Origin of the sequence: Roseburia sp. 1XD42-69, assembly GCF_003612565.1 — a bacterium.
Lineage (GTDB): Bacteria > Bacillota > Clostridia > Lachnospirales > Lachnospiraceae > Roseburia_B.
This window is the reverse complement of sequence record NZ_RAZG01000004.1, coordinates 1-15,816: the sequence shown is the minus strand read 5'-3', so window position 1 is coordinate 15,816 and position 15,816 is coordinate 1. Positions and strand designations below refer to the sequence as shown.

The following is a 15,816-nucleotide window of genomic DNA, read 5'->3' as shown; positions in this document are numbered from 1 at the left end:
CCACTTCCTTTCCCATATATTTTATCTGAGGAGATCTTCATCAATATCCATCTCCTCCGAGAGACGTCTTCTTACCTCTCTGCCGGAATCGCTTCTCCGGCCCTTAGAGCTTATCTTTTTCACCTGTTTTTCCTGCTCTGGAACAAACATTTTTGGTATGGCTTTTACATAATAATAATATTCGTCATCCTCAAACTGCACACGCTCCGTCCTGCTGTAATCCAGGTTAAAAAACAAAAATTCCAGGAGGAAGGCCACGGCAAGGGATACCAGCGTTCCCACCACAAGCCCCATAATCTTACCGGAAATGCCTATCATCAGATATCCTGCAAACAGCACAATAAAATTTACGAGAGAGCCGGCTACAATGGCAATGGTCCAGGCGTAATCAATGGAAAGCTTCCGTATCACATACACCACAAGGCTCACCAAAAGAAAGGTTATCAGCACCAGATACATTTCTTTATTCCCCAGAAACTGGTTCAATGTGGCAGTAAATTTGGATGTAATGGCTGTCTTGTCGCTTTTTTCCCCCAGGACGGAAGCATTCTCCACCACCCCCCTTAGGAAATAATACACCACCACGCCGCAGAGTACACTGATTACCGAGTATGCCTCCTGCAAAAGCCCCACTGTCATGGGCATCACCGGCCCAAGGTTAAACCCAAAGCAAATGGGCGTGAGCACAGTGTAAACCCCGTCTTTCGGGGTAAAACGAAAATATAAAAGAAATAAAAGCAAAAACAAAAGCAGTGCAATCACAGCCACCTCCAAAGACAGAGAATATAGCTGCACTACAATAAGGACTGCCGCCAGCAGTATCATAAAATTTACCGGAATAATAGAACATACCAGTGAGAGCACCAGGGTTACGGATGTTCCGCTGAGCCTTCCCACAAATCCCATATGCCGGCTGATGGTGGAAAACACACCAAAGGCCAAAATAAATTTCAGCAAGGGGTTTACGTAAATATCATATTTACTGTAAAAACTTTTCAGTTTTTCCCGAAACTCCAATATACCTGTCAAAATTTTATCCTCCTGACTAGCTATGATCTTCCTGATGGTAGGAACGGATTACTTTTTTCAAATGGACAAAATATTTTTTCACCTTCTGCCTGCCTGTGCTGTATCTCTTATAATATATTACATAGGTTACGCCAAAATATACTGCCATAAATATCAGATATGCCGCTCCCAATTCTATCAAACTGCCTTTCATATCCACAGTATTCAGGGAATTTACAATGTTTTCCGCCTGATACATAAATCCCAGGCCGATGATAATAGCAAACGCCAGGGTTCCTGTCACAAAACTCTTCAGCAATTCTTTCACGATATAATCTTTGCGAAAATACTGTATCATAGGTTTACATGCTTCCCCTTCCCTCTGGTCAAAAATCGCCAGACGAATCATCTCTTCCACACGTTCCTGATTTAGCATAATCTGCCCCCATATTGGTTTTTTCTAAATTGCATACGTGTTTATAGTATACCATATTTCCCAATAAATGCAAAGTTTTTCCAAAAAAATCAAGCGGGGAAGAAAATCTTCCCCGCTCACTGTGTGGGAAAAGAATGGTAAAATCCATCCTGTTCCCTTATTGTCTTTCCAGGAAACGCATCCTGTCTTTGTCCCTTGCCTTCTTTGGTTCTTCTGCCACAGGCGGCATGGAATACATTTTCTGCAAATCACTTGCCATTTCATTTTTACACTTATTGCAGTATCTTCCCGTATGAATCATAGCACCGCAGTTCTCACACTCAATGCCCACCGGGGAATCATCCGGAAATGTCAGCCGCTCTTCTCTGACCCACTGCTTCAACTGTTTTATGGAAACATCGTTGTCATCGGATATTTTTTTCATAGGGGCTGTTCCATGCTCCCTGATATATGCCTTAACCTGTTCAAATTTGTCTTCCAGCTTGTTTTTGCAGGCCGGGCAAATTGGATTTCCCTGTAAGTAATTAAATAATCTTCCGCAGTTTCTGCAACTCCTAACATCCATTTCCCTGTCCTCCTAGAAATCCGTACCGATTCCGATACAGCAAAAATAAATATTTCCGGCTCCAGCCTCCCTCAGCGCAAGGGCTGCTGCATCCATGGTACTTCCTGTAGTATAGATATCGTCAATAATGAGGATACATTCTAATTGTACAACATTTTTCCTACTTTTAAAAGACTTTTTCAGATTATTTTTTCTCTCCCACACATTTAATTCTTTTTGGGGCCTGGTATCCCTGGTGCGGATGAAAAGATTTTTCTCTACAGGAATTCCCAAAATCCTTCCAAGCTCCACCGCCACCACTTCCGCCTGATTAAATCCCCTGCGCCTTTTCTTTCCCGGATACAGGGGAACGGGGGCTATCGCCTGGATATGGTTCTTTAATATCCACGTCCCCCAGGCCTCCGCCAGCTCCATTGCGTAAACTTTTCCGTAATCCCTGCGGTTTTGGTATTTAAAGCGGTAAATGGACTGCCTTACATCTTTCTCGTAAACCCACAGCGCCTTTCCCTGAGTAAATTCATGATTCCTTCCCACGCAGTCCCGGCAAAATTCCTTCCTGTTATGGCTTACCGGCTTGCCGCATTTTTGGCACACCGGCTCCTTCACCTCCCGGATTCGTTTCCTGCACCCGGGACAGATGGGAAAACCTTCTGCCGCCACTTCATCACACACCGGACATCTGGGAGGATACAAAAGTTCCATACAAAACCCATCCAGATTTTTGCAAAATTTCACAAATTTATTTAAAATATATTTAATTTTCATTTTTCCTGTCTCTCCTTACAAAGACAGGATTATGCCATATCAAATTTCAGAACGTATTTCTTCTGCCAAACCGCAGTAACGCTTCTGCTGCCTGTTATTTTCTATCATTTCCCCGAATGTCTTGTCATCTCCCACAATAGTAACACATTTTCTCGCTCTTGTCACCGCTGTATACAAAAGATTTCGGTTCATGAGCATTTTAGGCCCCCCAAGAAGGGGAATCACCACCGCCGGATACTCGGATCCCTGGGATTTGTGGATGGTAATGGCGTAGGCCAGCTCCAGTTCTTCCAAATTGCGCAGGGAATAATTCACTTTGCGCCCTTCCTCAAACTCCACCGTCATAATCTCGGCGTAATCATTAATCTCCCGCACAATTCCCATGTCCCCGTTAAAGACCCCAAGGCCCTTATCCAGGCAAAGCCCGTATTGATTGGTAATTTCCCACTCCAGCTGATAATTATTTTTTATCTGCATCACCTTATCCCCTTCCCGGAAGGTGCGCTCCCCCTGCTGGTATTCTTTTTTATCCCTGTGGGGAGGATTTAAATACTGCTGAAGAATCCCGTTTAGCCGCTCCACCCCCAAAAGCCCTTTCCGCATAGGGGTCAGCACCTGAATGTCAAAGGGAGATGCCTCCACAAATTTGGGAAGTTTCTGGGCGATAAGCTGGATGGTGACATTTATGATTTTATCCGCCTCATACCTCTTTAAAAAGAAAAAGTCCATACTTTTATTGTCCAGGGAAACCTCCTCCCCGTTATTGATTTTGTGGGCGTTTACCACAATATCGCTTTTTGTGGCCTGACGGAAAATTTTCGTCAGCTTTACCACAGGGAAAGCCCCTGACTCAATCACATCTTTTAACACGCTTCCCGGGCCAACGCTGGGAAGCTGGTTCACGTCCCCCACCAAAATCAGCCTTGTCCCCCGGGAGACAGCTTTTAGCAGGGAATGCATTAAAGTAATGTCCACCATAGACATCTCGTCAATAATAATTACATCTGTCTCCAGGGGATTATCCGCATTTCTGGAAAAACCTGCATGATCTTCCATCCCTCCGTTTAACTCCAGCATCCGGTGGATAGTTCTGGCCTCATACCCCGTGGTATCGCTCATTCGCTTAGCCGCACGGCCGGTGGGGGCCGCCAGAAAGATGTCCATGCTTTCCAGCTCAAAATACTTTATAATCGTATTGATGGTTGTGGTTTTTCCCGTGCCGGGCCCTCCGGTAATAATCAAAAGCCCGTTTTTTACTGCTTCTTTCACTGCGGAAAACTGCATTTCATCCGGCACCATATTGGTCTGCTTCTCAATCCTTAAAATCTGTTCTTCGATTTCTTTATCCGGCACTTCATATGCCACATTTAATTCTTTTAGCATAGCTGCAACAGACGTTTCCATATAATAGTACACGGCGGAATAAATATTCTCCCCCCGTACCATAATCTTTTTTTCAATGGCAAGATCCATATAGTGCTTTTCAATAAGCTCCCCAGGAACGGAGAGCATAACCGCCGTGCGCCCTGTCAGTTCTTCCCTGGGCAGATAGGTATGCCCCTCCCCGGACGCCTGCAAAAGCACATACAAAATTCCGCTTCGGATACGGAAATCCGAATCCCCCTGAATACCCACTTTTGCCGCAATTTCATCTGCGATTTTAAACCCCACGCCCTTAATGTCGTCTGCAAGCTGGTAAGGGTTTTCTTTTATTATCCGGTACACATCCTGACCGTATCTCTGATAAATTTTCACTGCAAAATTCAGGGAAATCCCGTACTGCTGGAGAAAAATCATAGCCTGGCGCAAGTCCCTTTTTTCTGCCACCTGGTCAGAAATCTCCATGGCCATCCTCTGGCTGATTCCTTTTATTTCCGAAAGCCGCTCCGGCTCTTCCTCAATAATGCGGAAGGTATCCTTTTTAAACTTCCGGACAATCCGGGCCGCTAAGGCTGCGCCGATGCCCTTAATCGCCCCGGAGCCCAAATACCTTTCCATAGCCACCTCATCCTCCGGCTCACACTCTTTCATCTCCCGGGCTGTAAACTGCCTGCCGTACATGGGGTGCTCTATAAATTCACCCTTTAGCTCCACATTTTCCCCCTGGCTCACCACAGGAAAAGAACCCACACAGGTGAGTTCCTCCTCCTCGTAAACCAACACAAAGACGGTATATCCATTATCTTCATTGCGAAAAATAATATGGTCAATGTATCCCTTTATACTCTCCATGATATCTTCCTTCTGTATCCGCTATAATGAAAATGGACAGACACCTATGGGCATCTGTCCCGACTTTTATATGGAATAATTCCGTTTCATTTGTTCATACATCTGCTGTGCCAGACCCAAATTCTGCTGCTCACACACATCCTCCGCCAGCATCTGTATCATCTCGTCTTTAAAATAATCTTTCATTTGGGACATTCCCCCATCTTCCTCCTCATTTTTGGGGATGGTTTTTTCCACTTCCTTCATCACCATCTCCACAAAATAAGCCTCAAATTCTTTGCAGACACTCATAAGTTTTTCGTCATCCGCATTGGACAAATCCCCTTTTAAGGCGGACTCTAATCCGCTGGCCTTAGAATTGCCCGCCGTCTTGCTGGTGTAGTCCAGCATGGAAGAAATACCGCTGATATCCATACTCATCTAAGTTTCCCTCCTATTCTATTATCTTCTCAGGCTGTTTGCCTGCTGAAGCATTTCGTCTGACGCCTGAATCGCCTTTGAATTTAACTCATAAGCTCTCTGGGCAATAATAAGGTTTACCATCTCGTCCGCCACCTGGACGTTGGAGTTTTCCAGATAATTCTGCAGCACATTACTCTTGGTAAGGCCGTTGGCCGTAGCCTCATTCATAGCCTCCCCGGACGCATCCGAAACCGCATATAAGCTTCTGGATAGTTTATTTAATCCTGCCGGGTTGGTAAACTGGTATAACCCGATGGTCTGGTTCATAGCCACATATGTACCGTCAGCCCTCTTATATCCCACGCTTCCGTCCTGGGAAATCACCATATTCCCGCTGGTAACACCGTTTGGAATCACAATATTTTTTCCTGTGGAGTCAAGCACCGGATATCCGTCCTGGTTGCAAAGGGTAGTTCCCTGAGGTCCGATGGCCCAGGTAAAACTTCCGTTCCTTGTATAATAAGTTTCCCCGTCGTCCCCTAACACCGCAAAGAATCCCCGGCCGTCAATGGCAAAATCCGTATTGCTCTCGCTGGAGGCCAATGCCCCCTCGGTAAAATAAGTATTGATATCTGCAACCCTGGTTCCAAGTCCAACCTGAGCCGGGGTAGGTTTCGTCTCCCCGTTGGCTGTGGTGGTCCTTGCCTGGAGATCTTGGTATAAGAGGGTTTTAAATTCCGCTTTCTGGGTTTTGTATCCAACAGTATTTACATTGGACAAATTGTGTGAAATCGTATCTACGTTTGTCTGCTGTGCAATCATTCCTGATGCGGCAGACCACAATGCTCTCATCATATTTCCTTATCCTCCTATACTTTGCCTACGTCGTTTACTGCTTTATCTAAAGTTCCGTCTACGGTCTGAATAATTTTCTGATTTGCCTCATATGCACGGGTGATGGTAATCATCTCCACCATCTCTGTGACAATATTTACATTGGACATTTCAAGACATCCCTGCTCGATCCTGGCTTCCGATGCAATGGCAGTACCGCCGTTTACCACATCAAATAAGTTCTCGCCATATTTTTCCAGATAATCATAATTTTCAAAATCCACAATGCCAATCTGTCCCACCTGCGCATTGTTCTGCCAGATTGATCCGTCAGCATCGATTGTCACATCCTGGTTTGGATCGATTCTCACACGGTTTGCCTGGCCTCCTGCACCGTTTCTGGCCCCGTTAGCATTTAAGACATAATCCCCGTCCTTTGTGCGGAGGTATCCTTCCCGGTCCATGGTAAACGCTCCGTCCCTGGTATATTTCACGGATGTCTGTCCCTGTTTATTGGTAAACTCTATGGCAAAAAATCCATCCCCGTCTAAGGCCAAATCCAAAGGATTCTCTGTCACATTAAAAGAGCCCTGGACAAAATCCCGGTAAGTTTCCCCGACTTTGTCTCCCATATTCACAATTCCGATGCGCTTGCGGTTTAAAACTTCCGAACTGTCTTTAATTCGGATTGCAAGCTGGTCCTCGAATGCCTGATTTACCGTTCCCTCTTTCTTATACCCTGTGGTGTTGGCATTTGCAAGGTTGTTCGTCATAACATCCATGCGCCGCTGCTCCTCCACCATTCCGGTATATGCGGTATATAACCCTTTTACCATCTCTTATCCTTCCTCCATCAGACTGTGCTGATGCAATACGGCTCCTCCTTGAACCTGTTTATTTCCATCCATGACATTCGCTACGTATTTATATCGGCATAAAGAAACCTTTTCTTTAGTCATCATCCCGTTTTCCAGCCAAAAATTCCACATATTTTCCTGTGCCGATAGCCACGCAGGTCATTGGCTCCTCCGCGGTCATGGTGTTAATGCCTGTCCGATCCTCCAAAAGCTCCTCCAGGCCACGGAGCAATGCGCCCCCTCCCGTAAGAACAATCCCCCGGTCTGCAACGTCTGCCGCAAGCTCCGGCGGGGTTTTTTCCAGCACGCTGTGGACAGCCTCAACAATCTGCATCGTTGGCTCCCTTAAGGCTTCCTCCGTCTCCTCGGAAGAGACTGTCACTGTCTTTGGAAGCCCCGTGACAAGGTTACGCCCTCTCACATCCATAGTTTCGTTCCTGCCGTTGGAGAAACAGGAGCCGATTTTTATTTTAATATCTTCCGCAGTCCGCTCACCAATCAGAAGATTATGTTTCTTTCTCATATAACGAACAATGGCTTCATCAAAATCATCCCCGGCAATTTTAATGGAAGTGCTCACCACAGAGCCTCCCAGGGAAATCACTGCGATATCTGCCGTTCCGCCGCCGATATCCACAATCATATTGCCGCAGGGTCTGGCAATATCGATTCCCGCCCCGATGGCTGCAGCGATGGGTTCCTCGATTATCTCCACATATCTGGCACCTGCCGCATAAGTTGCATCCTCCACCGCTTTTTTCTCCACCTCTGTAACGCCGCTGGGGACGCAGACGCTGATTCTGGGTTTCCGGAAATTTTTCTTCCCGATGGCTTTCTGAATAAAATATTTAATCATTTTCTCCGTAACAGTATAATCGGAGATAACACCCTGGCGTAAGGGGCGCACCGCCACTATATTCCCCGGGGTCCTTCCAAGCATTAACCTTGCTTCCTCCCCGATGGCTTTCACTTTGTTTGTATCTCTGTCAAAGGCAACTACTGAGGGTTCTTTTAACACTACGCCCTTACCCTTAATATATACTAATATGCTGGCTGTTCCTAAGTCAATTCCTATATCTGTTGAAACCATTATGTTTCCCCTTTCATCTTACTGCTGTTTATTGTAAACACAAATCGTGCATTTAATCATATTTTTACATATATATCCTTATTATATACAAATACTTCCATTTTTCAAATCATTTTTTTTGAAATCGGAGAATTTTTCCAGAATTTAAGAATTTCTAAAGAATACGGAAACTTTTTTGGTAGAATTTTATATTCTTTTCAATTTTTCATCACAAACTGGTCACAATTTCCCTATATACTGAAACAGTACTAGCTGATAAGGCTATTATAGTTTTCATAACTCATGCTCCCCGGGCATTGTCCGGGGGGTACTCCCCAATTCAATTTTGTTATACAGTGTTTTTCATAACTCATTTCCTTTCTTAAAAAAAGATGCCCATCCCTCACCGGGATGGGTATTTTTTGTAATGGCAAAATCTTTTCCTATTTTTTTAAATATTTTCTAATATATTTTCCTGTGTAAGACATTTCTGACTCCGCCACTTCCTCGGGAGTTCCCTTTGCGATAACCGTCCCGCCGCCGTCTCCTCCCTCGGGCCCCATGTCAATAATATAATCCGCCGTCTTTATCACGTCCAGATTGTGTTCAATTACCACCACCGTATTTCCACCCTGGGAGAGACGCCGGAGTATCTCAATTAGTTTCCGCACATCCTCAAAGTGTAATCCCGTGGTAGGCTCATCTAAAATGTAGATGGTTTTTCCTGTGCTCCTGCGGCTTAATTCCGTGGCCAGCTTAATTCTCTGGGCTTCCCCTCCAGAAAGTTCTGTGGAGGGCTGCCCCAGACGGATATAGGAAAGCCCCACATCATACAGCGTCTGGATTTTCCTCTCTATGGAAGGAACATTTTTGAAAAATTCCAATGCCTCCTCCACCGTCATATTTAAAATATCATAAATACTTTTGCCTTTGTACTTTACTTCCAAGGTCTCTCTGTTATAGCGTTTTCCCCCGCAAACCTCACAGGGCACGTAAACATCCGGCAGGAAATGCATTTCCACTTTCAAAATTCCGTCCCCGGAACAGGCTTCGCACCTTCCGCCTTTCACATTAAAGCTAAACCTTCCTTTTTTATATCCTTTTGCCTTTGCGTCCGGAGTGGCTGCAAAAAGGTCACGAATCATATCAAACACCCCCGTGTAAGTAGCCGGGTTGGAGCGCGGCGTCCGGCCGATAGGGGACTGGTCGATATCTATTACTTTGTCAAGCTGCTCCATTCCCAGAATTTCCTTGTGTTTTCCTGGAATCGTCCTGGCATGGTTTAATTTTCTCTGGAGGGTTTTGTATAAAACCTCATTGGTGAGGGAGCTTTTCCCGGAGCCGGACACTCCGGTGACACAGGTCATAACCCCAAGGGGAATTTCCACCGTCACATCTTTTAAATTATTTTCTGCAGCTTTTACCACTTTTAAAAATCCTGTGGGCTTTCTCCGCTCTTTCGGCACAGGTATCTGTTGTTTTCCGCTGAGGTAAGCGCCGGTGAGGGAATTTGGATTTTTCATAATTTCCTCCGCCGTACCGCAGGCAATCACCTCTCCCCCGTGCTCCCCCGCCCCTGGGCCGATATCCACAATATAATCCGCCGCCAGCATGGTATCCTCGTCATGTTCCACCACCACCAGGGTATTGCCCAAATCCCTCAGCCCTTTTAAGGTGGCCAAAAGCTTATCGTTATCTCTCTGGTGCAGCCCGATGCTGGGCTCATCTAAAATATATGCCACTCCCACAAGGCCGGATCCAACCTGGGTGGCCAAACGGATACGCTGGGCCTCCCCTCCCGACAAAGTCCCCGTGGCCCGGGAAAGGCTTAAATATTCCAATCCCACATCCACGAGAAATCCCACTCTGGAACGGATTTCTTTTAAAATCTGATTTCCGATTAATTTTTGCTGGCTGGTAAGTTCCATATCCAAAAGATACTGTTGCAAATTTTTTACGGACATATTTGTTATCTCAAAAATATTTTTCCCGCTGACCGTAACCGCCAGGGAAGTTTTTTTCAGACGCTGGCCCTTGCACTCCTGACAGGGGGTAATCCGCATAAACTGCTCATACTCCTGTTTCATCACATCCGATCCAGTCTCCCTGTAGCGCCTTTGGACATTGCTAATCAGGCCCTCAAAAACCACATCGTAAACACCCTCTCCCCGCTGGCCCTTGTAATATACTTTTACGGAGCGCTCCGTGCCGTGTATAAGCATCTGGCGGACCTCCTGGCTTAAATCCTGATATGGGGTAGACAAATCAAAGGCAAATTCTTTGGCCAATGCCTGCAAAATGGCATAAGTGTAACTTCCCGGATCCGTACAGGACTGCCATCCCATTACCTGGATGGCTCCCTCTGCAATGCTGAGGCTTTTATCCGGTATCATCAAATCCTCGTCAAATTCCATTTTGTAGCCCAGGCCAAAACACACGGGACAGGCCCCAAAGGGATTGTTAAAGGAAAAACTTCTGGGCTCGATTTCATCCACGCTGATGCCGCAGTCCGGGCAGGAAAAGCTCTGGGAAAAGTTTAAAGTCTCCCCCTCTGAGACTTCCACCATCAAAAGCCCTTCCGCTAAATCCAGGACGTTTTCTATGGAATCCGTGAGACGTTTTTCGATTCCCTCTTTTACAACAAGCCGATCTACCACGATTTCAATATTGTGCTTTTTATTTTTTTCCAGTTTTATCTCTTCTGTGAGTTCATAGACACTTCCGTCCACTTGCACCCGGACATATCCGCTTTTTTTTGCCTTTTCAAAAAGTTTCTGGTGCTCCCCTTTCCTCCCCCGCACCACAGGAGCCAAAAGCTGGATTTTTGTCCGCTGGGGTAAACTCATAATCTGGTCTACCATCTGGTCCACTGTCTGCTTTTTGATTTCCCTGCCGCATTTTGGACAGTGGGGAACTCCAATTCTGGCATAAAGCAGTCGGAAATAATCATAAATTTCCGTCACTGTCCCCACGGTGGAACGGGGATTGCGGTTGGTACTTTTCTGGTCAATGGATATGGCAGGGGGAAGCCCTTCTATTTTTTCCACCTCCGGCTTTTCCATCTGCCCCAAAAACTGTCTGGCGTAGGAGGATAAGGATTCCATATATCTCCGCTGTCCCTCCGCATAGATGGTATCAAAAGCCAGGGATGATTTTCCGGAACCACTTAAACCTGTGAGCACCACAAATTCATTTCTCGGAATATCAATATCCACCCCTTTTAAATTGTGTTCTTTTGCCCCCCGAATCTTGATGTACTTTCTCTCGCTCATAATCTTTTCCTGTGCTCCTCATCCTTAATCATGGTTATATTTTTTCAGTTCTAACATTTTATCCCGGAGTTCCGCCGCCGCCTCAAAATTAAGCTCCGCCGCCGCTTTCTCCATTTTCTTTTTCACTTCCGCAATAAGTTTTTCCAGTTCCTTTCTGCTCATGGATTCCGGGTCTTTTGCAAATTTCTGCTCTTCTTTTGCAACTTTCTTGGAAATACTGATTAAATCCCGTACAGACTTTTGTATGGTCTGGGGGGTGATGCCGTGTTCCTTATTATATCTCTGCTGAATGTCTCTCCTGCGCTTTGTCTCTTCTATGGCAGCCCCCATGGAATCCGTAATGGAATCGGCGTACATAATCACATGGCCCTCTGAATTTCTTGCCGCCCTTCCGATGGTCTGAATCAGGGAGGTCTCTGAGCGCAGGAAGCCTTCCTTGTCCGCATCCAATATGGCCACCAGGGTAATTTCGGGGATGTCAAGTCCCTCCCGCAAAAGGTTAATTCCCACCAAAACGTCAAAGACGTCCAGACGCATATCCCGTATGATCTCAGAGCGCTCTAAGGTGTCAATATCCGAGTGAAGATATTTCACCCGGATTCCTACCTCGTTCATATAGTCTGTCAAATCCTCCGCCATGCGCTTTGTAAGGGTGGTAATCAGAATCTTATTGTGGTTTGCCGTCTCCTTTTTCACCTCTGCAATTAAATCGTCAATCTGCCCTTCCACTGGGCGCACTTCCACCTCCGGGTCCAAAAGCCCTGTGGGCCGGATAATCTGTTCCGTGCGGAACAGTTCGTGCTCCTTCTCGTAGACATTTGGTGTTGCAGACACAAAAAGCATCTGGTTGATTTTGCTCTCAAACTCCCCAAAATTTAAGGGCCGGTTATCCTTGGCGGAAGGGAGCCTGAAACCGTAATCCACCAAGGTGGACTTTCTGGACTGGTCCCCAGAAAACATGCCCCGCACCTGGGGGATGGTGATGTGGGATTCGTCCACAATAATGAGAAAATCATCTGGAAAATAGTCCATCAATGTGTGGGGCGTTGCCCCGGGAGGCATGTCCGCCAATATCCTGGAATAATTTTCAATTCCGCTGCAAAATCCGGTTTCTTTTAACATTTCTATATCAAAATTAGTGCGCTCCGCAATGCGCTGGGCCTCTAAAAGTTTGTCATGCTCTTTGAAATACTGGACACGCTCCTCCATCTCCCGCTCAATTTCCACACAGGCCTTGTTGATTTTTTCCTGGGGCACTACATAGTGGGAGGCGGGGAAAACCGCAATATGTTCCAGGCTGTTTTTAATCTCCCCGGTAAGCACATCCACTTCCACTATTCTGTCTATTTCATCCCCAAAAAATTCCACCCGATAGGCGGTTTCACTGAAGTTTGCCGGAAAAATCTCCAGCACGTCCCCCCGCACCCGGAAGGTTCCCCTATGAAAATCCATATCGTTTCTGGTGTACTGTATGCTGATTAATTTCTGAATCACCTCGTCCCTGTCCTTCTCCTGCCCCGGACGCAGGGACACCATCATATTCTGGTAATCCACTGGACTGCCCAAGCCGTAAATACAGGAAACACTGGCGATAATTACCACATCCCTGCGCTCCACCAGCGCTGCCGTGGCGGAGAGCCGCAGTTTATCAATTTCCTCGTTAATGGCGGAATCCTTGGCAATGTAGGTGTCCGTGGAGGGGACGTAGGCCTCGGGCTGGTAGTAGTCGTAATAGGACACAAAATACTCCACCGCATTCTCAGGGAACATCTCCTTGAATTCTCCGTAGAGCTGAGCCGCAAGCGTTTTATTATGCGCTATAACGAGTGTGGGCTTCTGCAATTCCTGAATGACATTCGCCATCGTAAATGTCTTGCCGGAACCCGTAACCCCAAGGAGTGTCTGGAATTGGTTGCCCTCCTTGAAGCCTTTGACCAGTTCGGCGATGGCCTGCGGCTGGTCGCCTGTGGGCTTGTAGGGGGCTTGTAATTTGAACTCTGGCATATGAAAACCTCCAATTTGTGACCGAAAAAAGTTTGCTTATTCGCCCGAAATTCGTGTAATTTGATTTTCGATTCGTGTAAAATGGGCTTGCAAAGCTGGCGAATAAGCGTTAAAATAGCAATTACACGAATGCAGGTCACAAAACCGTATTTTTGAAACGAAACAACACTGAATAACACCAGCCAGTACAGATAGTATTATCCAGTCATTTGGTTTTTCATTATAACACATAAGTCAAAAAAAGTACAGACCAAAATCGAACTTTTGTTCTGTACTTTTTTATGTCTTTTTTGTGATTCGGTTCTGCCAGTATCTTAGCCTCATGCAAGAAACTCACTGATTTGTTCTATATAATTGTCTTCTGAAAAATCTGTACCGCCTTCACTTTCTTCCTTCGGGATTACTTCATCAATAAACGGTTGGAGATCGTCTAAGCAGTCCTCGATGATTTCGGCTGTATCTCCATAAACATCTATGGTGATGATTTCTTTCGCATGTCCCATTAGCTGTGATACCGCTTTGGGATTGAAATTATTCTTTAATAAAATGGTACAGAAAGTGCTTCTCAAATCATGCCACCTTATATCAGGCAGTCCATTGTCCTCCAACAGCTTCTTATAATGCCTCCAGTGAAAATCCTTGCTTCTCGGACGCCCATAAGTGGAACAGCAGATATAATCCAAATCCTGAAATGTGCCTGACCGCCTTCTGCGGTTCTTCTCATACACTTTTCTCTCTTCCAGAATGGCTTCAAATACCTTGTTCTTTCTGTGCTGTGTTGATAGTTTCTGAAAATAAAAAAGGTAGCTAATTGTCTGTTAAGATAATCGCTGCCAAAGATAAACAATATTAAGTTTTTCATATATCCTTGACACTACAAATAGCATAAAGGAAAGCATTTACATTTTCCTAAGTGCCTCTATTCACTCAATCCAGTATGAATGCATACCATAGTTAAATATCTTTGCATTGTTCGGCACTTGTTTGATTGCATTAAAAATATTTGCAAAGTCTCCCATAGACATCATTGTCATTATCCAAGTCAAAACCATAATGCAAATAATCCATTCCACTTCCAAAAGAGGAGCAATCACATACCATAGAAAGAAAGGTATAATTCCTAAAGCAATTGAGGGAGCAATACAAAGAATCACAAATCTGGCTTTACTTATTGCTACATCACAATAAATAAAATAAGCTCCATGTTTTTCATTTTTCCAAACTGTCTTTTCTGCTTCTCTAGGATAGAAAATAGCATGAATAAACTCGTGCAAATAAATCAATACTCGTCCCAATATAAAACTTATTATTACTGCAAAAACAAAGCTACTGTCAAATACTAATTTTTTATCAATCTTTGAACATCTCATAATGGAAAATAAAATCATTGGTAATATTATGGGCAAGATAAGAGCAAAACCCAATTGAAAAGCTGAGTGAATTGTTTCCCCTTCTTGAAACTGAACCGCATTTTCAGGAAGTTCTCTGCCTTGAATTAGTTGCGATTCATTCTCAAATTTCCCTTTAATATGTATATTCAACATTTTACTGCCTCCTAGTGATTTGTTGAATTGTTCAACTTCTTTATCTTACCACAAGCACCCACACAATTCCATTAAATTTTCCTCAAACTTCCTTTGCCCTATTTTGAGCAATCATCATCTGTCTTGCCCGTTCCCTCTGCTCTGTGCTGACCGCCCTCGGCTTAACGCACGTCTGTAAAGCGTTTCGTCCCATACCTCGTTAAACTCCCTGTGCCGCTGTTCCATTGCTGAAGATTTCTGTTCCTGCGTTCCATCTGACGAAATTCAAGAAAGAGCTGCTCGGACACTTCTAACTCGTGGCGTTCCCCCTGCCCGTCCTTAAAGCTGATAAAGTACCTTGTGCAGCTTTCTGTGGATTCCTCCCGAAGCGTGTATGCCTTTGCCCCGTATGCCTTCTTCCATTAACAGCCTTAAAGCGCAAGCTACTGTATGGGGATTTCCCTGATTACCTTCCGCATATTCCCTTATGCTCGGTATCGACTTATTTGGTGCTTGATGATTTGCAAAGATGTCCATTTTAATCCGTTCTGCGACTTCCTGATACTTGTATCTTTTATTCATCTTTTTCTCTTCCTGTTAATAGCTTTTGGATTGTGATATTCTAAAAATCCGCTATTTGGGGAAACTGGTAAATGCTTGGGCGGGATGTTCCTTGTTCCCATTTAGATATTGTTGATTTTGAAACACCACAATACTCTGCAAGTTTCTCTTGCGATTTTCCTTTTTTCGCTCGTTTTTTTTAACACTTCCGAAATATGTAATTTATTTTTCTGTTCCATAGCAGCTTTCTTTAGTACTTTAAATCATTTTCAACCATGAAATAACCTC

The 15,816-nt window shown here is 44.9% G+C and carries 13 protein-coding genes and 3 pseudogenes; all 16 read right to left on the bottom strand.

Translation table 11 applies throughout. The features are described 5' to 3' along the window. Positions 1-21: 21 nt before the first annotated feature. Positions 22-1,029, bottom strand: a complete 1,008-nt coding sequence (locus D7Y06_RS03025) for a hypothetical protein (protein ID WP_120406363.1) — start codon at positions 1,027-1,029, stop codon at positions 22-24. Between the two features lie 16 nt (positions 1,030-1,045). Next, on the bottom strand, positions 1,046-1,444 hold the full coding sequence (locus D7Y06_RS03020; RefSeq protein ID WP_120406362.1) for a hypothetical protein: 399 nt from the start codon (positions 1,442-1,444) through the stop codon (positions 1,046-1,048). A gap of 157 nt (positions 1,445-1,601) precedes the next feature. Further along, positions 1,602-2,009 (bottom strand): flagellar protein, encoded by a 408-nt coding sequence (locus D7Y06_RS03015; protein ID WP_120406361.1) that lies wholly within the window; start codon positions 2,007-2,009, stop codon positions 1,602-1,604. 12 nt (positions 2,010-2,021) lie between these two features. Further along, a complete protein-coding gene (locus tag D7Y06_RS03010; RefSeq protein ID WP_243119049.1) occupies positions 2,022-2,774 on the bottom strand; it encodes a ComF family protein in 753 nt (250 codons plus the stop codon). Between the two features lie 39 nt (positions 2,775-2,813). Then, complete coding sequence (gene recD2 / locus D7Y06_RS03005) at positions 2,814-5,006, bottom strand: SF1B family DNA helicase RecD2 (RefSeq protein WP_120406360.1); 2,193 nt, start codon at positions 5,004-5,006, stop codon at positions 2,814-2,816. A 66-nt stretch (positions 5,007-5,072) separates the two neighbouring features. Further along, the gene (locus tag D7Y06_RS03000; protein WP_120406359.1) at positions 5,073-5,426 is read right to left on the bottom strand and encodes a rod-binding protein; all 354 of its coding nucleotides are present in this window, start codon (positions 5,424-5,426) and stop codon (positions 5,073-5,075) included. 21 nt (positions 5,427-5,447) lie between these two features. Further along, positions 5,448-6,263 (bottom strand): flagellar hook-basal body protein, encoded by an 816-nt coding sequence (locus D7Y06_RS02995; RefSeq protein WP_120406358.1) that lies wholly within the window; start codon positions 6,261-6,263, stop codon positions 5,448-5,450. A 14-nt stretch (positions 6,264-6,277) separates the two neighbouring features. Continuing rightward, the gene (flgF, locus tag D7Y06_RS02990) at positions 6,278-7,078 is read right to left on the bottom strand and encodes a flagellar basal-body rod protein FlgF (protein ID WP_120406357.1); all 801 of its coding nucleotides are present in this window, start codon (positions 7,076-7,078) and stop codon (positions 6,278-6,280) included. 115 nt (positions 7,079-7,193) lie between these two features. Continuing rightward, positions 7,194-8,189 carry a rod shape-determining protein gene (locus D7Y06_RS02985; protein ID WP_120406356.1) on the bottom strand — a complete coding sequence of 332 codons (996 nt, stop codon included), beginning with the start codon at positions 8,187-8,189 and terminating at the stop codon, positions 7,194-7,196. A gap of 422 nt (positions 8,190-8,611) precedes the next feature. Next, the gene (gene uvrA, locus D7Y06_RS02980) at positions 8,612-11,440 is read right to left on the bottom strand and encodes an excinuclease ABC subunit UvrA (protein ID WP_120406355.1); all 2,829 of its coding nucleotides are present in this window, start codon (positions 11,438-11,440) and stop codon (positions 8,612-8,614) included. A 24-nt stretch (positions 11,441-11,464) separates the two neighbouring features. Beyond that, positions 11,465-13,444, bottom strand: coding sequence for an excinuclease ABC subunit UvrB (gene uvrB / locus D7Y06_RS02975; RefSeq protein WP_120406354.1), 1,980 nt, complete (start codon positions 13,442-13,444; stop codon positions 11,465-11,467). A gap of 320 nt (positions 13,445-13,764) precedes the next feature. Beyond that, positions 13,765-14,202 (bottom strand): annotated as a pseudogene (locus D7Y06_RS02970) (tyrosine-type recombinase/integrase); the annotation flags it as partial. Between the two features lie 165 nt (positions 14,203-14,367). After that, positions 14,368-14,988 carry a DUF3267 domain-containing protein gene (locus D7Y06_RS02965; protein WP_120406353.1) on the bottom strand — a complete coding sequence of 207 codons (621 nt, stop codon included), beginning with the start codon at positions 14,986-14,988 and terminating at the stop codon, positions 14,368-14,370. 135 nt (positions 14,989-15,123) lie between these two features. After that, positions 15,124-15,380: pseudogene (locus D7Y06_RS26435) on the bottom strand (sigma-70 family RNA polymerase sigma factor); the annotation flags it as partial. Beyond that, positions 15,307-15,504 (bottom strand): hypothetical protein, encoded by a 198-nt coding sequence (locus D7Y06_RS02955; protein ID WP_243119056.1) that lies wholly within the window; start codon positions 15,502-15,504, stop codon positions 15,307-15,309. The gene D7Y06_RS02955 and the pseudogene D7Y06_RS26435, both read right to left, overlap by 74 nt. Before the next feature lie 85 nt (positions 15,505-15,589). Then, positions 15,590-15,715: pseudogene (locus D7Y06_RS28505) on the bottom strand (helix-turn-helix domain-containing protein); the annotation flags it as partial. Positions 15,716-15,816: the final 101 nt, after the last annotated feature.